Annotated in this window: 19 protein-coding genes; 14 read left to right on the plus strand and 5 right to left on the minus strand. The window is 69.2% G+C overall.

The genetic code is table 11. From position 1 onward, the window contains the following. The 4 genes from IB278_RS29825 to IB278_RS29840 form a co-directional block, all read left to right on the plus strand. Window positions 1-2,869, plus strand: a 2,869-nt coding sequence (locus tag IB278_RS29825) for a YhdP family protein (RefSeq protein ID WP_192327493.1), incomplete at its 5' end; no start/stop codon positions are given. 16 nt (window positions 2,870-2,885) lie between these two features. After that, complete coding sequence (locus IB278_RS29830) at window positions 2,886-3,701, plus strand: carbon-nitrogen hydrolase family protein (RefSeq protein WP_192327496.1); 816 nt, start codon at window positions 2,886-2,888, stop codon at window positions 3,699-3,701. Further along, a complete protein-coding gene (locus IB278_RS29835) occupies window positions 3,702-5,750 on the plus strand; it encodes a two-component system sensor histidine kinase NtrB (RefSeq protein ID WP_145739157.1) in 2,049 nt (682 codons plus the stop codon). 37 nt (window positions 5,751-5,787) lie between these two features. Further along, window positions 5,788-6,414 (plus strand): response regulator transcription factor, encoded by a 627-nt coding sequence (locus tag IB278_RS29840; RefSeq protein ID WP_145739159.1) that lies wholly within the window; start codon window positions 5,788-5,790, stop codon window positions 6,412-6,414. Between the two features lie 4 nt (window positions 6,415-6,418). On the opposite strand, the gene IB278_RS29845 is transcribed toward IB278_RS29840, so the two are convergent. The 3 genes from IB278_RS29845 to IB278_RS29855 form a co-directional block, all read right to left on the minus strand. Next, window positions 6,419-6,982 (minus strand): OmpA family protein, encoded by a 564-nt coding sequence (locus tag IB278_RS29845; protein ID WP_192327500.1) that lies wholly within the window; start codon window positions 6,980-6,982, stop codon window positions 6,419-6,421. 91 nt (window positions 6,983-7,073) lie between these two features. Further along, the gene (locus IB278_RS29850) at window positions 7,074-7,733 is read right to left on the minus strand and encodes an OmpA family protein (RefSeq protein WP_145739163.1); all 660 of its coding nucleotides are present in this window, start codon (window positions 7,731-7,733) and stop codon (window positions 7,074-7,076) included. A gap of 197 nt (window positions 7,734-7,930) precedes the next feature. Beyond that, window positions 7,931-8,095: a hypothetical protein gene (locus IB278_RS29855; protein WP_186454098.1), complete on the minus strand. Its 165-nt coding sequence runs from the start codon at window positions 8,093-8,095 to the stop codon at window positions 7,931-7,933. Here IB278_RS29855 and IB278_RS29860 point away from each other — a divergent pair. Next, window positions 8,094-9,242, plus strand: coding sequence for a murein transglycosylase A (locus tag IB278_RS29860; RefSeq protein ID WP_192327503.1), 1,149 nt, complete (start codon window positions 8,094-8,096; stop codon window positions 9,240-9,242). The two genes, IB278_RS29855 and IB278_RS29860, sit on opposite strands and share 2 nt — an antisense overlap. 109 nt (window positions 9,243-9,351) lie before the next feature. Next, a complete protein-coding gene (locus tag IB278_RS29865; RefSeq protein ID WP_192327506.1) occupies window positions 9,352-11,604 on the plus strand; it encodes a PhoX family protein in 2,253 nt (750 codons plus the stop codon). Between the two features lie 22 nt (window positions 11,605-11,626). On the opposite strand, the gene IB278_RS29870 is transcribed toward IB278_RS29865, so the two are convergent. Next, complete coding sequence (locus tag IB278_RS29870) at window positions 11,627-12,091, minus strand: Lrp/AsnC family transcriptional regulator (RefSeq protein WP_145739169.1); 465 nt, start codon at window positions 12,089-12,091, stop codon at window positions 11,627-11,629. Between the two features lie 105 nt (window positions 12,092-12,196). On the opposite strand from IB278_RS29870, the gene mdeB reads away from it, so the two are divergent. Continuing rightward, a complete protein-coding gene (gene mdeB / locus IB278_RS29875) occupies window positions 12,197-14,863 on the plus strand; it encodes an alpha-ketoglutarate dehydrogenase (RefSeq protein ID WP_192327509.1) in 2,667 nt (888 codons plus the stop codon). 49 nt (window positions 14,864-14,912) lie between these two features. Here the strand turns inward: mdeB and IB278_RS29880 are convergent, their stop codons facing one another. Next, window positions 14,913-15,374, minus strand: coding sequence for a hypothetical protein (locus IB278_RS29880; RefSeq protein ID WP_192327513.1), 462 nt, complete (start codon window positions 15,372-15,374; stop codon window positions 14,913-14,915). A gap of 304 nt (window positions 15,375-15,678) precedes the next feature. Here IB278_RS29880 and IB278_RS29885 point away from each other — a divergent pair, with 304 nt between their 5' ends. The 7 genes from IB278_RS29885 (at window position 15,679) to IB278_RS29915 (ending at window position 22,759) form a co-directional block, all read left to right on the plus strand. After that, window positions 15,679-16,455, plus strand: a complete 777-nt coding sequence (locus IB278_RS29885; protein ID WP_192327517.1) for a FadR/GntR family transcriptional regulator — start codon at window positions 15,679-15,681, stop codon at window positions 16,453-16,455. 172 nt (window positions 16,456-16,627) lie between these two features. Next, window positions 16,628-17,950: an MFS transporter gene (locus IB278_RS29890; RefSeq protein WP_145739177.1), complete on the plus strand. Its 1,323-nt coding sequence runs from the start codon at window positions 16,628-16,630 to the stop codon at window positions 17,948-17,950. A 16-nt stretch (window positions 17,951-17,966) separates the two neighbouring features. Continuing rightward, window positions 17,967-18,893: an L-threonate dehydrogenase gene (gene ltnD / locus IB278_RS29895; RefSeq protein WP_145739179.1), complete on the plus strand. Its 927-nt coding sequence runs from the start codon at window positions 17,967-17,969 to the stop codon at window positions 18,891-18,893. After that, a complete protein-coding gene (locus IB278_RS29900) occupies window positions 18,890-19,783 on the plus strand; it encodes an alpha/beta fold hydrolase (RefSeq protein WP_192327520.1) in 894 nt (297 codons plus the stop codon). Before ltnD ends, IB278_RS29900 begins: the two co-directional genes overlap by 4 nt. Before the next feature lie 23 nt (window positions 19,784-19,806). After that, window positions 19,807-20,820, plus strand: a complete 1,014-nt coding sequence (gene denD, locus IB278_RS29905; protein WP_192327523.1) for a D-erythronate dehydrogenase — start codon at window positions 19,807-19,809, stop codon at window positions 20,818-20,820. Window positions 20,821-20,822: 2 nt separating this feature from the next. Further along, the gene (gene otnK / locus IB278_RS29910) at window positions 20,823-22,094 is read left to right on the plus strand and encodes a 3-oxo-tetronate kinase (protein ID WP_192327526.1); all 1,272 of its coding nucleotides are present in this window, start codon (window positions 20,823-20,825) and stop codon (window positions 22,092-22,094) included. Next, on the plus strand, window positions 22,091-22,759 hold the full coding sequence (locus IB278_RS29915; protein WP_192327529.1) for an aldolase: 669 nt from the start codon (window positions 22,091-22,093) through the stop codon (window positions 22,757-22,759). The genes otnK and IB278_RS29915 overlap by 4 nt, the downstream gene beginning before the upstream one ends. Window positions 22,760-22,780: the final 21 nt, after the last annotated feature.

Raw genomic sequence — 22,780 nt, forward strand, 5'->3', positions numbered from 1 at the left:
ACCGGCCACCGCGGCCAGGCCCGCCGGCGCCGCGCCCGCCGCCCAGCGGCCGCATGCCGGCTCGCCGGGCCTGAGCGGGGCCACCGTCGAGTTCGACGCCACCCAGGCCGGCGGCAGCGCCGCGCTGTCGATGGCCCAGGGAACGCTCGAATTTCCGGGGGTGTTCGAGGAACCGCTCATTCCCATCGACCGTCTCGCGGCCCAATTGCAGTGGAAGCTCGACAAGGGCCACGCGCAATTGCAGGTTTCCAAGCTGCGCTTCGCCAATGCCGATGCCGACGGCGAAGCCGAAGCCAGCTGGCGCACCAGCGATCCCGCCGTGTCCCGCGGGCAGTCGCTCTACCCCGGCGTGCTTGACCTGCAGGGCAAGCTGACCCGCGCCGACGGCACGCGCGTGTTCCGCTACCTGCCGCTCGAGATCCCCCAGCACACGCGCGACTACGTGCGCGACGCGGTCACCAAGGGCACGGCCAGCAGCGTCGACTTCCGCGTGCGCGGCGACCTGCACGACATGCCGTTCATGGACCCGAAGCAGGGCGAGTTCCGCATCGTGGCCAAGGTGGCCGACGTCAACTACGCCTATGTGCCGCCGGCCTCGGCCATTGCCGCGTCCACGGCATCCAAGGCGCCGGCCTCCGCGGCCCGCAGCGGTGCGCCGGCGCCGGCCTGGCCCGCGCTCACGGGGCTTTCGGGCGAACTGGTGTTCGAGCGCGCGGGCATGCTGGTGCGCAACGCGCGCGGCCGGCTGGCGGGCGCGACCGGCATCGAGGTGACCAAGGCCGAGGCGCAGATTGCCGACATGTCGCACCATGCCTCGCTGCTGCGCGTCGATGCCCAGGCCAAGGGCCCGCTCGCCGAACTGCTGCGCGTGGGCGCGCCGCTGGCCGGGGAAACCGGCGAGGTGCTGTCCCGCGCGCGCGCCACCGGCACGGCCGACTACCGGCTGCACCTCGAACTGCCGCTGGCCGCGCTGGAGGTGGCCAAGGTCCAGGCCAGCATCGCGCTCGCCGACAACGAGCTGCAGCTGGTGCCCGAAGCGCCGTCCTTCACCCATGCGAAGGGCGTCGTCGGCTTTACCGAAACGGGCTTTTCGCTGGCTGGCGTCAACGCCAGGCTGCTCGGCGGCGACGTTCGCGTCGAAGGCCGCGGCCGCTTTGCCGGGCCCAACCGCGAGCTGGCATTGAAGGCGCAGGGCACCGCAACGGCCGAGGGCCTGCGCGCGGCGCGCGAGGCCGAGTGGCTCACGCGCATCGCGGCCAAGGCGAGCGGCGGCACGCCCTATGCGGCCACCTTCTCGATGCGCGACGGCGCGCCGGAGTTCTCGCTCACCAGCACGCTGCAGGGCCTGGCGCTGCAGCTGCCCGCACCGCTCGTGAAGACGGCGGACGAACAGATGCCGCTGCGCATCGAGAAAAAGGTGCTGCAGCGCGAGACCCGGGCGGGTGCCGCCGTTGCCGTGCAGGACCAGCTCTCGATGGAGCTCGGCCGCATCGGCGCCGCCCAGTATGTGCGCGACATCTCCGGCGCCGAAGCGCGCGTGCTGCGCGGCAGCATCGGCATCGGCCTTGCCGCGGGCGATGCCGCCCCCTTGCCCGACAAGGGCGTGCTGGCCAATGTCAACGTCGCGAAGCTCGACATGCCTGCGTGGCAGGCGCTGGTCGGCGACACCGGAAGCAGCGCGGCCGAAGCGGCGGGCAATGCCGAGCGGCCCGAAGACGCGGCCACGGGCTACCTGCCCACGCGCATCGCGGTGCGTGCGCAGGAACTCGGCATCGCGGGGCGCACGCTGCACAACGTGGTGCTCGGCGGCACGCGCGACGGTGCGCTCTGGCGCGCCAACATCGACGCCACCGAACTCAGCGGCTATGCCGAGTACCGCCACACCCAGGCCGGGCGGCTCTATGCGCGGCTCGCGCGGCTCAAGATTGCGCCCACCGAAGCCAGGCAGGTCGAAACCCTGCTCGACGAGCAGCCGGGCACGCTGCCCGCGCTTGACATCGTCATCGACGACTTCGAACTGCTGGGCAAGCGCCTGGGCCGTGCCGAGATCGATGCCGTCAACCGCGGCGGCGCGGGCCGCGAATGGATGCTCAACAAATTGAGCTTCACCATGCCCGAGGCCAATTTTTCGGCCAAGGGCACCTGGGCCGCCGCGCCGGGCGGCACCTCCGGGCGCGCAGAGCAGCGCCGCACGGCCATGACCTTCAGGCTGGACATCGCGGACGCGGGCGATCTGCTCGCGCGCTTCGGCATGCCCGGCGTCCTGCGGCGCGGCAGCGGGCGGCTCGAAGGCGAGGTCAACTGGCGCGGCTCGCCGTTCTCGCTCGACTATCCGAGCCTGGGCGGGCAGCTCCAGATCAACGTCGAATCGGGCCAGTTCCTCAAGGCCGACCCCGGCCTGGCCAAGCTGCTCGGCGTGCTGAGCCTGCAGGCGCTGCCGCGCCGGCTCACGCTGGATTTCCGCGATGTCTTCAGCCAGGGCTTCGCCTTCGACTTCATCCGCGGCGACGCGAAGATCCACAACGGCATCGCGAGCACCAACAACCTGCAGATGAAGGGCGTCAACGCGGGCGCGCTGATGGACGGCTCGGCCGACATCGTGCGCGAAACGCAGGACCTGCGCGTGGTGGTGGTGCCCGAGATCAATGCCGGTACGGCCGCGCTGGTGGCCACCGCGATCAACCCCGCGATCGGCCTGGGCACCTTCCTCGCGCAGTGGGTGCTGAGCAAGCCGCTTGCGGCCGCCGCCACGCAGGAGTTCCATATCGAAGGCACCTGGGCCGACCCCAAAATAGCCAAGGTGCCACGATCCATCCTGCCGAGCGTACCCGGCGCTGCCGAGGCGCCGGCAGGCGGGCAGGGCAAGTGAAAACGGAGACCACGCAATGAAAGTCGCAGCCATCCAGATGGTGTCGGCCATCGCCCGCGAAGCCAACCTCGCGCGCGCCCACGGCCTGCTCGCGCAAGCCGCCGCGGCCGGTGCCGAACTGGCGGTGCTGCCCGAGTATTTCTGCATGATGGGCGCGCGCGACACCGACAAGCTGGGCCTGCGCGAGACCGCTGGCGCGGGCACCGTGCAGGGCTTTCTGGCCGACGCGGCGCGCGAGTTCGGGCTCTGGATCGTGGGCGGCACGCTGCCCCTCGAAAGCGGCGACGCCGAGCACGTGTTCAACAGCTCGCTGTGCTATTCGCCCGATGGCCGGTGCGTGGCGCGCTACGACAAGATCCATCTCTTCTTCTTCGACAACGGCAGCGAGCGCTACGACGAGCGCCGCGTCATCGCGCCGGGCGCCGAGCCCGTGCTGTTCGAGCTGCCCTCGCGCGACGGCCATCGCTGGCGCGTGGGCATGAGCGTCTGCTACGACCTGCGCTTTCCCGAGCTCTACCGCGCGCTCGCCAAACGCGGCGCCGAGCTGCTGCTGGTGCCCAGTGCCTTCACCCGCACCACGGGCGCCGCGCACTGGGAAGTGCTGCTGCGCGCGCGGGCCATCGAGAACCTGGCCTGGGTGGTGGCGCCCGCGCAGGGCGGCACGCACGAGAACGGCCGCCATACCTGGGGCCAGTCGATGGTGGTCGACCCCTGGGGCACGGTGGTGGCGCAGCAGGCGAGCGAAGAGGGCGTGGTGCTGTTCGACATCGATGCCGGGCAGATCGAGCGCGTGCGCGCGCAGCTGCCCGTCCTGTCCCACTGCGTGCTCTAGATGGAGGAGGCTTTGGCTGTCGCACCGCCCCGGTGGGCGCTGTCGGCGTTCGCGCGGCTGCGCTCGCTCTGGCAGCGCTGGTTTCTCTGGCTGATCCTGGCCGTGCTGGTGTCGGCGCTGCTGGTCACCGTGGTGTGGCTCGCGGGCCGGCACGAGGTCGAGCAGGTCCAGGCGAACCTCGACCGCGACACCGCCGACGCGGTTTCGGACCTTCGCATCGGCCTGCAGCGCAACGCCCAGAGCCTGCGCGCCACCCAGGCCTCGGGCCTGGACCGCACGCATTGGCCCGACGCCGCGGCCTCCCTGCTGCGTGAGCACCGCGAGTGGCTGCGGCTCGAATGGCGCGACGCCGCGCTGCGTCCGCTCGAAGCGGTGAACACGCCCTACCGCATGCGGCTGATCGCCGACGAGAGCCGCGGCGCCGACCAGTCCGACGTGGGGCTCGCCTGCGCGGCCGCGCGCAAGCTCGGTGCGCCGGCCTATTCGCCGAGCCACTACGTGCCGATCCTCGGCGGAGGCGGCGTCGAGGTGATGGAACTGTGCGTGCCGATCGATGCGGGCGGCTTCCTGGTGGCGAGCTACTCGCTGCGCGACACGCTGATCGAGCTGGTCGGCCCCACGCTCACGCGCGGCCAGGAAGTGGCCTTCACCGAGGCCGACGGCACGCGCCTGGTGGCGCTCGGCACCTCGCGCCGCACCGGAACGCGCGTCTTCACCTCGCAGCAGCTGATCGACCTGCCCGGCGCCGCGCTGATGCTGCGCGTGGACGGCTGGCGCGCCGCACCCGATCTCTTTCCGAACGTGCTGACGGCGCTGGTCACGGCCATTTCGATCGCGCTGGTGTCGGTGCTGGTGCTGCTTGCGCGCGACACGCGCCGCCGGCTGCGCGCCGAACGCGACCTGGCCGATGCGCTGGCCTTCCGCAAGGCGATGGAAGACTCGGTCATCACCGGCCTGCGCGCGCGCGACCTGCAGGGGCGTATCACCTACGTGAACCCCGCGTTCTGCGAAATGGTCGGCTTCAGCCCCGAAGAGCTGATGGCCGGCAGCGGCGAAGACATCGAGGCCCCTTATTGGCCGACCGAGCTGGCGCACGAATACCAGCAGCGGCAGGCCCGGCGGCTGGCCGGCGGCATGCCGCCGCGCGAGGGCTTCGAATCGGTCTTCATGCGCAAGGACGGCACGCGCTTTCCGGTGCTCATCTTCGAGGCCCCGCTGATCAACGCGCATCGCGTGCAGACCGGCTGGATGAGCGCCTTCATCGACATCAGCGAGCAGCGCCGCATCGAGGAGCTCTCGCGCGCCAGCCAGGAACGGCTGCAGGCCAGCGCGCGGCTTGCCACGGTGGGCGAGATGGCCTCGCTGCTGAGCCACGAGCTCACGCAGCCGCTGGCCGCCATCGCCAGCTATGCGACGGGGTCGCTCAACATGCTCGGGCCGCACGCCAAGGGCGAGCAGGCCGAGGTGGCCATGGCGGTGCGGCGCATTGCCGAGCAGGCCGACCGCGCCGGCCAGGTGATCCGCAGCGTGCACGACTTCGTGCGCCGCCGCGACCGCACGCGCGAGGCGGTGGCGCCGCAGGCGCTGATCGATGCGGTGCTGCCGCTGGTGCGGCTGCAGGCGCGCAAGCTCGGCGTGAGCATCGAGGTGGTGCTCGAAGACCGCCTGCCTCCGGCCGTGTGCGACCGCACGCTGGTCGAGCAGGTGCTGCTGAACCTCGCGCGCAATGCGATGCAGGCCATGGATACGGCGGAGCACGTGGGCGAGCGCGTGCTGCGGCTGCGCGTGTCGCGCGTTGTCGCGGTCGGCGGCCCGGGCGCGGAGGACGCCCGGCGCTGGCTGGAGTTCTCGGTCGCCGATCTCGGCTGCGGCATCAGCGAAGAGGTGGCGGGCCGCCTCTTCACGCCTTTCTTCACCACGCGTGCCGACGGCATGGGGCTGGGCCTCAGCCTGTGCCGCACCGTGGTGGAGCAGCATGGCGGGGTGCTCGTGTTCGAGCCCAACCGCCCCCGGGGCACCGTGTTCCGGTTTACCCTGCCGAGTACATGATCCACCCCCAGGTTTCGCGCCCGTTTTTGGAATTGAAATGCAACCGCTGATCGATGGTCTGATATTCATCGTGGACGACGACGCCAGTGTGCGCGAGGCACTGGCCTGGCTGCTGCGCTCGCGCCGCCTCGAGAGCGAACACTTCGCGAGCGCCGAGGCCTTCGAGCTGCGCCTGGCCGAAGGCCCGCTGCCGGATCAGCCGCTGTGCCTGCTGCTGGACGTGCGCATGCCCGGCACCAGCGGGCTGGTGCTGTTCGACCGGCTCGCCGAGCGCGGCCTGCTGGACGCCATGCCGGTGATCTTCCTGACCGGCCACGCCGACGTGCCCACGGCCGTGGACGCGGTGAAGCGGGGCGCCTTCGACTTCTGCGAGAAGCCGTTCTCCGACAACGCCCTGGTCGACCGCATCGAGCAGGCGCTGGGCGCTTCGCTGCGGGCGCTGGAGGTGCGGCGCGTGCGGCGCAGCCTGGCTGGTCGCGTCGCCGAACTGACCGACCGCGAGCGCGACGTGATGCGGCTCGTGGTCGAGGGCCTGCCGAACAAGCTGATCGCCGATCAGCTGGCGATCAGCGTGCGCACGGTAGAGGTCCACCGCGCACGCGTGTTCGACAAGATGGAAGTGAAATCAGCGGTCGAACTGGCCAACCGCCTCAGAGATCTCTAGGAGATCAGACCTTTTCCGCGACGAAGATCTCGACGCGGCGGTTTTGAGCCCGGCCGGCCGGCGTGCCGTTGTCGGCGATCGGTTCGCGCGAGCCGCGGCCGTCGGTGGTGATGGCCGTGGTCGAGACGCCGCGGCTGACCAGGTGGTTGCGCGCACTGTCGGCGCGGCTCACCGAGAGGCGCTCGTTGCCTTCCTCGCTGCCGGTGTTGTCGGTGTGGCCCACCACGCGCACGCTGGCTGCGGCGGCGCTGCGCAGGCCTTCGGCCACCTTGTCGAGCACCTGCGCCAGGTTGCGCTTGACGTTGGCGCGGCCCACGTCGAACGACAGTTCGTTGGGAACCACGAGATGCAGCTGGTTGTCCGCGGTCTGCTCGATCACCACGCCCGTGCCCTTGGTGGAATTCTCCAGCTCGGTCTTGAGCGCCGCCAGGCGCGCAGTCCAGCTGTTGGCCGGCGCAGCCGCCTGGGCGGCTGGTGCGGCGGCCGATCCCGGCGCGGGCGACTGCGAGGCGCACCCCGCAACGAACAATGCGGCCGCAGCCGCACCCGAAACAACAAGCTTCCTCATGAGTTTTTCCCTCTTTGTGAACATGAAACGATGGCGATGGGCGCCGGCCGCTCCTGCACGGCCGGCTTTGTTTTTATATCAGCCGATCCGGTCAGCCCCGCGGCGCGCGCTCGCCCACGTAGATCTCGACGCGGCGGTTCTGCGCCCGGCCGGCGTCGCTGTTGTTGTTGGCGATCGGCTCGTGCGAACCGCGTCCTTCGATGCGGAAGGCCGCGGCGCTCACGCCGCGCGCCACCAGGTAGTCGCGCGTGCTGGCGGCGCGGTCGACCGACAGCGGATTGTTGATGGCGTCCGAGCCGGTGTTGTCGGTGTGGCCGATGATGCGCACCTCGGCGTTCGGGTTGTTGCGCAGGCCGCTCGCGAACTGGTCGAGCACCGGTGCGAAGTTGGGCTTGATGTTGGAGCGGCCCACGTCGAAGGAGACGTCGCTCGGGATCTGGAGCTTGAGCTCGTTGTTCGGGGTTTGCGTCACGGCCACGCCGGTGCCCTGGGTGGCGGCTTCCATCTGGCGCTTCTGGTTTTCCATGCGCTGCGACCACAGGTAGCCGCCGAGCGCGCCGGCCGCGGCGCCGACCACGGCACCGGTGCCGATGGCGCCGCGGTTGCCGCCGGTGGCGGAACCGATGGCCGCACCGCCCAGCGCGCCGATGCCGGCGCCGATGCCGGTGTTGCGCTGGGTATCGGTCATGCCGCCGGCACAGCCGGACAGGACGAGGGCGGCAGCGGTGGTGGCGAGTACAAACTTTTTCATGGCAATCCCTTTCAAGGTTGAATCAGGCGGGCCACAGCTTAGCCTCGGCGAACCTGCGATGGTACGGCCTTCCCAACTTGCAGGAAAGAAGAAAACTTTCTGCAAAGCCCCGTGAATGCTGCGATGATTGCTACTAAAGTAATAGCTGATAGCCTGTTCTCCGACATTCCGCTGCGGCTTTCGGCTACGCAAGTAATTCACGCTTCGGGCGGCGGATTCTTTTTCTCGCCGGCACCGTTGCCATCGGCGGCCTCGCCGTCGTCATGCAGTTCGCCCTTTTTTCGACCGGAAAACATGGTCCACCAGACGATCAATATGAACACGAGCCCGGCCCCGAGGGCTTCAAGCAAAATCAAACCCATGAGAAATGGACTCCAGTGGCTGGTTGGGCTCGCGATCGTAGCAACGCTGGCCGGCTGCTCGATCACCCCGCGCGCGCCCGACACCCCGGCCCGGCCGGCCGCCACGCCGCCGCGCGACCTCGGACCGCTGACCGGTTCGCTCGCGCATCCCAAGAGCCGGTGGGTGCCGGTCGGCTGGTCGGAGCTGCCGGGTTTCGGCGACGACCCGCTGCACGAAGCCTGGATCGCGCTCCTGGCCAATTGCGCACGGCCCAACGCCGCCTTTGCGCCACTGTGCCGCGAGGTGCGCCAGCTGGTCATTGCCACGCCCGAGGAACAGCGCCAGTGGATGACCGACAGGCTGCAGCCCTACCGCGTCGAATCGCTCGCGGGCTCGAGCGAAGGCAAGCTCACGAGCTACTACGAGCCGGTGTACGAGGCCTCGCGCGTGCCCACCGCCACCTTCAACATTCCGATCTACCAGGCGCCCGAGGGGCTGGTGCCGCGCCGGCCCTGGTACACCCGCCAGGAAATCGAAACCCTGCCCGAAGCCCAGGCCGCACTGCGCGGCCGCGAGATCGCCTGGATGGCCGACCCCATCGACGCGCTGATGCTCCACATCCAGGGCTCGGGGCGCCTTCGCATCACCGAGGCCAACGGCATCCAGCGCACCGTGCGCGTGGCGTTCTCGGCCACCAACGAGCAGCCGTACAAGAGCGTGCAGCAATGGCTGATCGGCCAGGGCGTGACCAAGGTCGGCAAATGGCCCGACGACACCAAGGCATGGGCCGCGCAGAACCCGCAGCGCGTGTCGCAGCTCCTGTGGAGCAATCCGCGCTACGTGTTCTTCCGCGAGGAAACCATGAGCGAACTCGATGCGGCCTTCGGCCCGCGCGGCGCGCAGGGCGTGCCGCTGACGGCCGGGCGCTCCATTGCGGTCGACCGCGACAGCATCCCGTACGGCACGCCGGTCTGGCTCGCATCGAGCGGGCCGGCGGCGCAGCTGCAGAAACTGGTGGTCGCGCAGGACACCGGCAGCGCCATCCTGGGCGCAGTGCGCGCCGACTACTTTGCCGGCACCGGCGCCGATGCCGGCCGCCTGGCCGCCAGCATGAACCAGCCGCTGCGCCTGTGGGCGCTGTGGCCCAGGCAAATGCCGGCGCCCTGAACGCCGAGCAGATGCGCCTGACCGCAAGCTGAGCGTTTCACGCGGATGTCATGCGAATTGCCTAACTTCGCGGGTTGGATTCCTTTTCAACCCACGAAAGCGATTGCGCATGACCGCAAACAACCGTACCGACGCCAACGGCATCGATCTTGACGACATCGGCACCAACCCCAGCCCGAATCCGTCCTTCACCGACCTGATCGCCTCGCGCCTGAGCCGCCGCCATCTGTTCGGCCTGGGCGTCGGCACGGCCAGCACCGCGCTGCTGCAGGCCTGCGGTGGCGGCGGCAATGGCGGCGTGGCTTTCCCGATCATTCCGCCTGCACCGGCCCCCGCTCCTGCGCCGGCCCCGGCGCCAGCCCCCGCGCCGGCTCCCGCACCGGCCAAGCTCGGCTTCAATGCCGTGGCCAAGAGCCTTGCCGACGTGGTCACCGTGCCCGCCGGCTACACCGCCAGCGTGCTCTATCGCCTGGGCGACCCGATCGCCGCGGGCGTGGCCGCGTACAAGAACGACGGCACCGACGATCCGGCCACCTACGACCGGCGCGCCGGCGACCACCACGACGGCATGACCTTCTTCGGCATGAACGCGTCGAACAAGTGGGACGCAGCCAGCGCCGCGCGCGGCCTGCTCGTGATGAACCACGAAGCCATCACCCCGCTGTTCCTGCATCCCGCCGGCCAGACCATCAGCGGCACCGGCAACGCCGCGGTGCGCACCTCCGCCGACGAAGTGCTGCGCGAGTTCTACCTGCACGGCGTGAGCGTGATCGAGATCAACAAGAGCGGCAACGCCTGGAGCTACAAGCAGGACTCGAGCTTCAACCGCCGCGTCCACACGCTCACCGAAATGGCGTTCTCGGGCCCGGCCGCCAAGACCGACTACCTGAAGACCAAGTATTCGACCGACGGCAGCAAGACCCGCGGCACGCTCAACAACTGCGCCAACGGCACCACGCCCTGGGGCACCTACCTGACCTGCGAAGAAAACTGGGCCGGCTACTTCCGCCGCATCAAGGCCACCGACGACCCCAGCCGCAGCGCCAAGGAAATCGCCTCGTTCACCCGCTATGGCGTGGCCAGCACCGGCCGCGAACTCTGGGCCACCGTCACGCCCGACACGGCCGACAACCTCTATGGCCGCTGGAATGCCCAGGTGACCGGAGCCACCGCCACCGACGACTTCCGCAATGGCGCCAACACCTACGGCTGGGTGGTCGAGATCGATCCCTTCAACCCCTCCAGCACCCCCAAGAAGCGCACCGCGCTCGGCCGTTTCGGTCATGAAGGCGCCTGCCTCGGCCCGGTCGTGGTCGGCAAGCCGCTGGTCTGGTACATGGGCGACGACTCGCGCAACGAGTACATCTACAAGTTCGTCTCGGCGAAGAACTGGGATGCGGCCGACGTGGGCGGCGGCACCGCGGCCGGCGACAAGTACATGGACGACGGTCGCCTCTACGTGGCCAAGTTCAACGCCGACGGCACCGGCGCGTGGCTCGAACTGAAGCTCGGCGTCAACGGCATCACCGCGAGCAATCCGGCCTATGCCTTTGCCGATGCGGCCGACGTGGTGGTCAACGCGCGCCTCGCGGCCGACGCCGCCGGCGCCACCAAGATGGACCGCCCGGAGTGGACCGCCGTCAATCCGAAGACCGGCGAGGTGTACGTCACCCTCACCAACACCAACGCCGCCTCGCGCCCCATCACCGCCACCGACGGCGCCAACCCGCGCTTCTACAACGACAAGACGACCACTGGCTCGGATCAGAAGGGCAATCCGAACGGCCACGTCGTGCGCTTCGCCGACGACAACGCCGACCCGGCCTCGCTGAGCTTCAAGTGGGACGTGTACCTGTTCGGCGCGCGCTCCACCGCCTCGGCCGACGTCAACCTGTCGCAGCTGAGCGCCGACAACGACTTCTCCAGCCCCGACGGCATGTGGTTCAGCCACGCCACCGCCGGCCTGCTCTGGCTGGAGACCGACGACGGCGCCTACACCGACGTCACCAACTGCATGCTGCTGGCCGCGCTGCCGGGCAAGGTCGGCGACGGCGGCGCCAGGACCATCACCAACGTCGATGGCGCCACCACGCGCACCCAGGACACCTTCGTGGGCAAGGCGCCCGGCACGGACGGCCTGCGCCGCTTCCTGGTCGGCCCGAAGGACTGCGAGATCACCGGCATTGCCGAGTCGGGCGACGGCCGTGCGCTGTTCGTGAACATCCAGCACCCGGGCGAGGGTTCGAAGGACATCGCCAATCCTGACGGCTACATCAGCCACTGGCCGGACGGCGCCAAGAGCCGCCCGCGCTCGGCCACGGTGGTCATCACCAGGGATGACGGCGGCCTGATCGGCCTCTGAGCGGTTGCGCTGCCGCTGCCTCCTACCGGGGCAGCGGCAGCGCCGTCTTGTAGCGCACCTGCTTGAGCGCGAAGCTCGAGCGGATCTTCTCGATGCCCGGAATCGGCGTGAGCTGTTCCAGGATGAATTTCTCCAGCGCCGCCATGTCGGCCACGGCGATGCGGATCAGGTAGTCGCTGTCGCCCGTCATCAGGTAGCACTCCATCACCTCGTCGTGCTCGGCAATGCGCTCCTCGAAATCGGCGAGCGACTGCTTGCTCTGCGTCGTCAGGCTGATCGAGATGAACACGTTGAGCCCCAGGCCCAGCGCCTTGGCGCTCGCGAGCGCCACATAGCGGTCGATCACGCCGCTGGTTTCGAGTGCCTTCACCCGCGCAAGGCACGGAGACGGCGACAGCTGAACCCGGCGCGCAAGCTCCACGTTCGACAACCCGCCGTCGCGTTGCAGCTCGTCGAGGATGCGCAGGTCAATGGTGTCGAGTTGCACGAAATGCGGCGTCCAGATGATTTCGAGGAATTTTATGCTGCGCTGGTGCCATGGACATGTCCAAGCCGGTAGCTAATTCTTGCTGTTGCGGCCTAAAGTGCCGGCATGAACGCCCCGATTTCCGCCGACCAGATGCGCGCGCTGCTGCTCGACACGCCGCTCACGCACGACCCCGACCCTGCCGAGACCGCTGAATGGCGCGACGCCTTCCTGGCGCTGGCCCAGGCGCACGGGCCCCAGCGCGCCCGGCAGATGCTGGCGGAGCTTGCCCGCCTCGCGCGGCAGCAGCGCATCGGCTGGCAGCCCGAGCTTGCGACGCCCTACGTCAACACCATTGCGGTGGAAGACCAGCCGCCGTTCCCCGGCGACCTCGCGGTCGAGGAAAAGCTCGCCTCCCTGATGCGGTGGAATGCGCTCGCGATGGTGGCCAGGGCCAACCAGGCGTATGGCGAACTCGGCGGCCACATCGCGAGCTATGCGAGCGCGGCCGACTTGTTCGAGACGGGCTTCAATCACTTCTTCCACGCGCGCAGTGACACACACCGCGGCGACCTCGTGTTCTTCCAGCCGCACAGTGCGCCTGGCGTCTATGCGCGCGCCTACCTCGAAGGCCGCCTCGGCGAAGAAGACCTCCAGCACTACCGCCAGGAACTCACCGCGCCCGCCTTCACCCAAGGCAGTGGCGCGCGCGGCCTCAGCAGCTATCCGCATCCTTACCTGATGCCGGACTTCTGGCAGTTCCCGACCGGCTCCATGGGCATCGGACCGATCAGCTCGATCTACCACGCGCGCTTCATGCGCTACCTCACGCACCGCCACCTGCTCGACTGCGAGGGCCGCAAGGTGTGGGGCGTGTTCGGCGACGGCGAGATGGACGAGCCCGAATCGATGAGCGCGCTCACGCTCGCCGCGCGCGAGAAGCTCGACAACCTCGTGTGGGTGGTCAATTGCAACCTGCAGCGCCTGGATGGCCCGGTGCGCGGCAACGGCCGCATCATCGACGAGCTCGAAAAGCTCTTTGCCGGCGCGGGCTGGAACGTCATCAAGCTCATCTGGGGCAGCGACTGGGACGGCCTGTTCGCGCAGGACGCGAGCGGTGCGCTGGCGCGCGTGTTCGCCGAAACCGTCGACGGCCAGATGCAGACCTTCGCGGCCAAGGACGGGCGCTTCAACCGCGACAACTTCTTCGGCCAGAACCCCGAGCTCGCGCGCCTGGCCGAAGGCATGACCGACGAGCAGATCGACCGCCTGAAGCGCGGCGGCCACGACCTCGTGAAGATCCATGCGGCCTACGCCGCCGCGGCCGCGCACAAGGGCCGGCCCACCGTGATCCTCGCCCACACCAAGAAGGGCTACGGCATGGGCAGCGCCGCGCAAGGCAAGATGACCACGCACTCGCACAAGAAGATGGGCGACGTCGACCTGCTCGAATTCCGCGACCGCTTCAGCCTGCCGCTCACCGATGCGCAGGCCATTGCGATGGACTTCTACCGCCCGCCCGAAGACAGCGCCGAGATGCAGTACCTGCGCAGCCACCGCGCCGCGCTCGGCGGCGCCATGCCGCGCCGCGAGACAGCGTGCGACATCGTGCCCAAGCCCGACATCGCGAGCTACGCGCAGTTCGCGACAGCGGCCGCCGGCAAGGAAATGAGCACCACCATGGCCTTCGTGCGCATGCTCGGCAACCTCATGAAGGACAAGGCCCTGGGCCCGCGCATCGTGCCCATCGTGGCCGACGAGGCGCGCACCTTCGGCATGGCCAACCTGTTCAAGCAGGTCGGCATCTATTCGAGCGTGGGCCAGCGCTACGCGCCCGAAGACATCGGCTCCGTGCTGAGCTACCGCGAAGCCACCGACGGCCAGATCCTCGAGGAAGGCATCAGCGAAGCCGGCGCCATCGCGAGCTGGACGGCCGCGGCCACCAGCTACAGCGTGCACGGCCTGGCGATGCTGCCCTTCTACATCTACTACTCGATGTTCGGCTTCCAGCGCGTGGGCGATGCCATCTGGGCCGCGGCCGACCAGCGGGCGCGCGGCTTTTTGCTCGGCGCCACCTCGGGCCGCACCACGCTCGGCGGCGAAGGCCTGCAGCACCAGGACGGCAGCAGCCACCTCGTGGCCGCGACCATTCCCAACTGCAAGGCCTACGACCCGGCCTTCGCGGGCGAGATGGCGGTGATCGTCGATGCGGGCATCCGCGAAATGATGGTCGAGCAAAAGGACGTGTTCTATTACGTCACGCTCATGAACGAGAACTACGCGCAGCCCGACGTGCCGCAAGGCGCGGAGGCCGGCATCCTGCGCGGCTGCTACCGCTTCGGCGTGTATGCGCCGGTTTCAGGCAAGGCGAAGAAGAAGGTCACGCTGATGGGCTCGGGCGCGATCCTTACCGAGGTCGTCAAGGCCGCGCAGCTGCTGGCCAACGAAGGCATCGAGGCCGAGGTGTTCAGCGTCACGAGCTGGAGCGAGCTTGCGCGCGACGGACAGGCTTGCGAGCAGCGTGCGATCGCGGGCGAGAAGAAGGAAGCCGGCGTGCCGTTCATCGCGCAGCAGCTCGGCACCGGCAAGGGCCCGATCGTTGCCGCCACCGACTACGTGCGCGCCGTGCCCGAGAGCCTGCGCGCCTTCCTGCCCGAGGGGCGCCGCTACCTCACGCTGGGCACCGACGGGTTCGGGCGCAGCGACACGCGCGCGGCGCTGCGGCAGTTCTTCGGGGTGGATGCGGGGAGCATTGCGCGGGCTGCGCGCTACGCGCTCGGCACCGCCTGTTGAGTTCCGGCGAGCCCCAGGGCTAGCGGCTGCGGCCCGCACGGTTCCTGGATCAACCGCCGGCCAGGAGTGCGAAGCTCGGCTTCATCGTCATCAAGGCTGCGACAACGCCGAACAGGGCGATCACGCTCACACGCCCCACGAAGGCGGACCCCTCGCTTGCAAACGCCCCGACCTGCTCATCCGAAGCCTTGCCACCGAGCGCCGATTCGACCCGCGACTCCCAAGGGGCGACGAATTCGCTTCGCACCACCATGGCAGCGGCAATGACGGCGAATGCCGCCAGCAGCCATGGTGTCCACAGTGGCCAGCCGCCGAGGAACACCAGAGCGATTCCGGCGAGCACGCCCAGGTTGAGCAGCAAGTGTGCGAGCCGGCCGGCGCGCAGCGCCATCCTGGCGGGCCGCGATCGGCCTTTCCGGGCAATGGCAAGAAGCAGTTCGCCGGCCATGAACGACAGAAGTGCCGCGAGTGTCGCGCCGGCGTGGATCATCAGGGCAGTCGTGTACAGCATCGGCGTGCTCAGGCAACGCCTGCCTCGCCGAATTGAGGACGGCACTTCAGGTGGCCTTTGAGTTGGGTTTTCATGCGTTCGATCTCCGTTCAGGTCGTTGAGCGATTTCGTGTGCCCAAAGAATACGAGTGAAGGCTCGTATTGGCCTACTCGCATTCCCGGGACGCGCGGTACACCATGCGGACCGGCCTTTCACGGGCAGAAGATGCGTCATCTACTCGCATTCCTGGCGGCACAGGATGTGCGGGCGTGCCGCTTGCGCAGGCCTGCGTTAGAGTCGCAGGCCCCATCCCTTTCGCGACTCATGACCGCCCGCTTCCAATCCATCGCTCCCGGTGCCCGCCTCGCCGACCAGGTGGCCGACGCATTGGCCGCCGAAGTGCGCAGCGGGCGCCTGTCGGAAGGCGACCGCCTGCCGACCGAGGCGGCGCTGGCCGAGCAGTTCAGCGTGAGCCGCACGGTGGTGCGCGAGGCGGTGTCGCGGCTCAAGTCGCTGGGGCTGCTCGATTCGCGCCAGGGCAGCGGCGTGTACGTGCGCGCCGCGGGCGTGGAGCCGCTGCGCTTCGAGATGCCACACGTGGCTTCGCGCGAAGCGGTGATCCAGATGGTCGAGCTGCGCCGCGCGCTCGAAGCCGAGGTGGCCGCGCTCGCGGCCGAACGGCGCACGCCCGACGACGTGCAGCGCATCCACGAGGCCATCGGCGCGCTGCATGCGGCCGTGGCCGCAGGCGGCAACGGCGCCGAGGAAGACGTGCGCTTTCACCGCGCCATCGCCGAGGCCGCGCGCAACCCGTTCCTGATCGGCACGCTGCAATACCTGCGGCAGTTCCTGCATGGCGCCACGCGCGTCACGCGCGCCAACGAGGCGCGCCGGGCCGATTTCGCGCGCGAGGTGGCGCAGGAGCACGCCCGCATCGTCGAGGCCATCGAGGCCGGCGATCCGCTGCGGGCCCGCGAGGCGGCCAAGTCCCACATGGACAACGCGATCCGCCGCATCGAGCAGGCCGATCCCGCGTTCTGGCAGCAGGAGGGCGCGCAGCTCGCGCGGCCGCTGGTCGAAGGCTGGCCGGTCGGCAGCTGAGCCGCGACACACCAGGTCACCAAAAAGGCGCTGCGGACGGGGGAATGTTCGGGTTTACCCGAGGCAAAGCTCCGAAATCAAATTTGTATGATGACCTGACAAATAAGGCGATGGCCAAGCAAGCCGGCGGCGGCAAGGCCTCTTTCTCATCCAAAGCGGGACAAACCTTTTCATGACTTCCTCCACCCTTCCGGTTGGCGCTCTGCCCGTGTCCGCCGAAGCCGCGCTCGAGAAGCGCGCCTATGCCAAGGTGTTCTGGCGCCTGGTTCCCTTTTTGATGTTGTGCTACGTGGTCGCGTACCTCGACCGTGTGAACGTGGGCTTTGCCAAGCTGCAGATGGGGCAGGATCTGGGCTTCAGCGAAACGGTGTTCGGCCTGGGCGCGGGCATCTTCTTCCTCGGCTACTTCTTGTTCGAGGTGCCGAGCAACCTGCTGCTCAACCGCGTGGGTGCGCGCATCTGGATTGCGCGGATCATGATCACCTGGGGCGTGCTGTCGGCCTGCTTCGTGTTCGTGGAAACGCCGACCAGCTTCTACATCCTGCGCTTCCTGCTCGGCGTGGCGGAGGCGGGTTTCTATCCCGGCGTGATCCTCTACCTGACCCACTGGTATCCGGCGCACCGGCGCGCGCGCATCATCGCGGTCTTCATGTCGGCCATTCCGGTGGCGGGCATTTTCGGCAATCCGCTGTCGGGCTGGATCATGGACGCCTTCCACGGCGTGTCGTCGATGCACGGCTGGCAGTGGATGTTCATCATCGAGGCCATTCCGGCCGTGCTCGTGGGGGTGATGGTGCTGCTCTACCTGGACAACGGCATCCGGCATGCGCGCTGGCTCTCGCCCGAGGAGAAGAGCCTGCTGCAGCGCGAGGTCGAGCGCGACCAGGCGCATGGCGCCAAGGGGCCGCACTCGGTGGGCGCCATGTTCCGCGACATGCGCGTGTGGTGGATGGCGCTCATCTACTTCGCCTTCGTGATGGGCCAGTACGCGCTGACCTTCTGGCTGCCCACGCTGGTCAAGGCCACGGGCGTGAAGGGCAACCTGCACATCGGCCTTTTGAGCGCCATTCCGTTCATCTGCGCGATCGTCGCGATGAACCTCTTCGGCCGCAGCGCCGATCGCCGGCAGGAGCGCCGCTGGCACCTGATCGTGCCGGCGCTGATGGGCGCGGTGGGCTTCACGGTGGCCGCGTCGTACACGCAGAACACGATCGTCTCGCTGGCGTTCCTCTCGCTCGCGGCGGCCGGCGTGCTGACCTGCGCGCCGCTGTTCTGGTCGCTGCCCACCGCCTTTCTCTCGGGCACGGCGGCGGCGGCCGGCATTGCGGCCATCAATTCGGTGGGTAATCTTGCGGGGTTCGCGAGCCCCTACCTCATCGGCTACCTGAAGGACCTCACGGGCAGCACGCAGATCGGCATGTACGTGCTGGCCGGTGCGCTGGTGCTCGGGGCCATCGGCGTGTGGCTCACGCCCAAGCAACTCGTGAACAGATGATCGAAGGAACCCTCACATGACTTCCAACACCAGCACACCCGTCGTCGGCGTCGTGGGCCTCGGCGCCATGGGCAGCGGCATGGCGCAGTCGCTGCGCCGCGCGGGCTACGAGCCGCATGTGTTCGACGTGCGCCTCGATGTCGCTCACGCCTTTGCGCGCGACGGCGGCGTGGCCTGCGACACGCTGGCCGCGCTCGGCGGGCAGTGCGACATCGTGGTTTCCGTGGTGGTCAACGCGGCGCAGACCGAGTCGGTGCTGTTCGGCGATGGCGCCACGCCTGGCTGCGCGGCGTCGATGAAGCCCGGCAGCCTGTTCGTGATGTGCTCCACGGTCGATCCGAACTGGTCGGTCGCGCTCGAAGCACGCCTGGCCGCGCAGGGCATCCTGTACCTCGACGCCCCGATCTCGGGCGGCGCCGCCAAGGCCGCGAGCGGCCAGATGACGATGATGACCGCCGGCACGCCCGCGGCGTACGAAAAGGCCGGCGCCGTGCTCGACGCCATGGCCGCCAAGGTCTACCGCCTGGGCGAGCGCGCGGGTGCGGGCAGCAAGGTCAAGATCATCAACCAGCTGCTGGCCGGCGTGCACATTGCCGCGGCGGCCGAGGCCATGGCGCTGGGCCTGCGCGAAGGCGTGAACCCCGACGCGCTCTACGAAGTCATCACGCACAGCGCGGGCAACAGCTGGATGTTCGAGAACCGCATGGCGCACGTGCTGGCGGGCGACTACACGCCGCTGTCGGCCGTCGACATCTTCGTGAAGGACCTGGGCCTGGTGCTCGACGTGGCGCGCGCCAGCAAGTTTCCGCTGCCGCTGTCGTCCACCGCGCACCAGATGTTCATGCAGGCATCGACCGCGGGCTTCGCGCGCGAGGACGACAGCGCGGTCATCAAGATTTTTCCCGGCATCGAACTGCCGGCCGCAAACGGAAGGGCGATGTGAGCGATCTCAAGACCATCGACACGCCGCTGCTTCGCATCGGCTACGAAGAGTGGAACCCCGGCGGCACCGCCACCGTGGTGCTGATGCATGGCTGGCCCGACAGCACGCGCAGCTGGCATGGCGTGGCGCCGAGCCTGGCCGAGGCCGGCTGGCGCGTGCTCGCACCCGCCCTGCGCGGCTTTGCACCCACGCGCTTCCTGCATGACGACACGCCGCGCAGCGGCCAGCTCTCCGCGCTCGGGCGCGACCTGCTCGATTTCATCGACGCGCTCGGCCTCGACAAGCCCGCGCTGGTCGGCCACGACTGGGGCGCCCGCGCGGCGGCCAACGCCTGCGGGCTGAGGCCCGAGGTGGCGCGCGCGCTGGTGCTGATGTCGGTCGGCTACGGCACCAATGCGCCAGACCAGCCGATGGCGCTCGAGCAGGCGCGCAACTACTGGTATCACTGGTACATGGCCACGCCGCGCGGCGAACGCACGGTGCACGACGACCGCATCGCCTTCACCCGGATGATGTGGGACACCTGGGCGCCCGCGGGCTGGTACGAGAAAGCCGAATTCGAGGCCACAGCCGCCGCCTTCGCAGGCGACGACTGGGCGCGGGTGGTGCTGCATTCCTACCGCCACCGCTGGGGCTACGCGTCCGGCGATCCGCGCTATGCGGCGGACGACGCCGCGCTCGATCCGGCGCCGGTGCTGCCGGTGCCCACGCTCGTGCTGCATGGCGCGGCCGACAGCTGCAATGATCCCGATACTTCGGCAGGCAAGGAGCGATTCTTCAGCGGCCCCTACCGCCGCGAACTGCTCGACGGCGTCGGCCACTTCCCGCAGCGCGAAGCGCCCGCGGCGGTGGCGGCCGCGCTGCTGCGCTTCCTGCCCGCCATTGCCTGAATCCAGAAAGAGAAGACGACACCATGAACATCCTCATCACCGGCGGCTGCGGTTTTCTCGGCGCGCGGCTCGCCCGCACGCTGCTCGCAGGCGGCCCGCTGGCGCTGGCCGGCGGCGCGGCACAGCCGATCTCCCGCATCACCCTGGCGGACCGCGTGGCGCCGCCCGCCGACCTGCAGGCGGACGCCCGCGTGCAGTTCGTGCAGGGCGACCTGTACGAGCAGGCCGTCAACGGCACGCTGCCGCTGGCCGACACCCACGCCGTGTTCCACCTGGCCGCGGCCGTGAGCGGCGAATGCGAGGCCGACTTCGACCTGGGCATGCGCAGCAACCTGGACACCACGCGCGCGCTGCTCGACGCCTGCCGCCGCGCGGGCCATGCGCCGGTGTTCGTGTTCTCCAGCTCGGTCGCGGTGTTCGGCGATTCGCCCGAGCAGCGGCTGCCTGCGGTGATCGAGGACACCACCCTGCCGACGCCGCAGAACAGCTACGGCATCCAGAAGTTCATCGGCGAACAGCTGGTGGCGGACTTCACGCGCAAGGGTTTCGTGCAGGGCCGCAACGTGCGGCTCATGACGGTCTCGGTGCGGCCGGGCCGGCCCAACGGCGCGGCCTCCAGCTTTTTGAGCGGCATGCTGCGCGAACCGCTGGCCGGTGAGCGCGCGCGCTGCCCCGTGGCGCCAGAGACGGCGGTTGCGCTCGCATCGCCCGGCAACACCGTTGCGGGCATCGTGCGCGCGGCCACGGCCAGCGCTGCCGAATGGGGTGCGCGCACTGCCGTCAACCTGCCCGCGCTGACCACCACCGTGCGCGAGATGGCCGATGCGCTCGAGCGCATCGCCGGCAAGGACGCCACCGGACTGATCGACTGGGAGTCCGATGCAGCCATCGCGAAGATCGTGACCAGTTGGCCCAGCCGCATCCATGCGGCGCGCGCCGAGGCGCTGGGCCTCCAGGCCGATGCGAGCTTCGACGCCATCCTGCGCGACTACGTGCGCGAGAACCCGCAGGCGGTGAAGCTGCCGGTGAAAGGCTGATCATGGCGAAGCTCCTGCTCGGCTGCATTGCCGACGATTTCACCGGCGCGACTGACCTGGCCAACAACCTCGTGCGTGCCGGCATGCGCGTGGTCCAGGCGATCGGCGTGCCGGCCACGCCGCTGGCCGCTGACGTCGATGCGGTGGTGGTTGCGCTCAAGTCGCGCACCATCGCGCCGGTCGAGGCCATCGCGCAGTCGCTCGAGGCACTGCGCTGGCTGCAGGCGCAGGGCGCGCAACAGATCTACTTCAAGTACTGCTCCACCTTCGACAGCACGCCGCAGGGCAACATCGGCCCCGTGACCGAGGCGTTGATGGAAGCGATGCAATGCGACTTCACCATCGCCACGCCCGCCTTCCCCGACAACAAGCGCACCGTGTTCAAGGGCTACCTGTTCGCGGGAGATGTGCTGCTCAACGAGAGCGGCATGCAGAACCATCCGCTCACGCCGATGACCGACCCGAACCTCGTGCGCGTGCTGCAGGCGCAGTGCACGCGCAAGGTGGGGCTGATCGACTACGCCGTGGTGGCGCGCGGTGCAGAGGCCATCGGCGAGCGCATCGGCCAGCTGAAGGCCGAGGGTGTGTCCGTCGCCATCGTCGATGCCGTGTCGAACGACGACCTGCTTCGCCTTGGCCCGGCGCTCGCGAAGATGCCGCTGGTCACCGCGGGCTCGGGCGTGGCCATCGGGCTGCCGGCCAATTTCGGCCTGGCGCCGTCGTCGCAGGCCAGTGCGCTGCCGGCGGCCGGCGGGTTGCGGGCCGTGGTCTCGGGCAGCTGCTCGCTGGCCACCAACCGGCAGGTGCTCGACTTCATCCAGCGCGGCGGCGCGGCGCTGGCGGTCGATCCGCTTCGCATTGCCGCAGGCGTGGACGTCGCGGCCGAAGCGCTGGCCTGGGCCGCGCCGCTGATCGGCAAGCAGCCGGTGCTGGTGTATTCCACCGCCGAGGCCGGCGCCGTGAAATCGGTGCAGGGCAGGCTCGGGGTCGAGGAAGCCGGCGCGATGGTCGAGCGCACCATTGCCGCCGTTGCGCGCGGCCTGGTCGAGCGAGGTGTGCGCCAGCTGGTGGTGGCGGGCGGCGAAACCTCGGGTGCCTGCGTGCAGGCGCTGGGCATCGCGCAGATGCAGATCGGTCCGCAGATCGATCCCGGGGTGCCGTGGTGCCATGCGCGCACCGACGTTGCGGAAGGCCTGCCGGTGCACATCGCGCTGAAGTCGGGCAACTTCGGGGGGGACGATTTCTTCACCAAGGCCTTTACAGTGCTGGCATGACCGAGAACCAAGCCCGCGAAGAAATCTGCCGCGTCGGCCGCAGCCTGTTCGAGCGCGGCTACGTGCATGCCACCGCGGGCAACATCAGCGTGCGGCTGGACGATGGCTTCCTCATCACGCCGACCGATGCCTGCCTGGGCTTTCTCGATCCGGCACGCCTGGCAAGACTCGATGCGCAGGGCCAGCAGACCGGCGGCGACCGCGCCAGCAAGACCATTGCGCTGCACACCCGCATCTACGCCGCGGCGCGCAGGTTCGATGCCAACACGGCCTGCGTGATCCACACGCACAGCACGCACTGCGTCGCGCTCACGCTGGCGAACACGCCGGCCGGCAAACTGCTGCCCGCGCTCACGCCGTATTTCGTGATGAAGGTCGGCCACGTGCCGCTCATTCCGTACCACCGCCCCGGCGCGCCCGAAGCGGCCGAGCTCGTGGCGCAGGCCATCGAGCGCCATGGCGCGGCCGGCACGCCGGTTCGTGCCGTGATGCTCGAACGGCTCGGTCCCAATGTCTGGCACGAGAGTCCGGCCGCCGCGATGGCGGTGCTCGAGGAGCTCGAGGAAACCGCCAAGCTCCGGCTGCTCGCGGGCCCCGCCAGACCCGAGCCGCTCGGCAACGAACAGATCGATGAACTGCGCCGCACCTTCGGCGCGCGCTGGTAGCCAGCAGTAGTAGTAAAAACA

Origin of the sequence: Variovorax sp. VRV01 (genome assembly GCF_014852545.1) — a bacterium.
Classification (GTDB): domain Bacteria; phylum Pseudomonadota; class Gammaproteobacteria; order Burkholderiales; family Burkholderiaceae_C; genus Variovorax; species Variovorax beijingensis_A.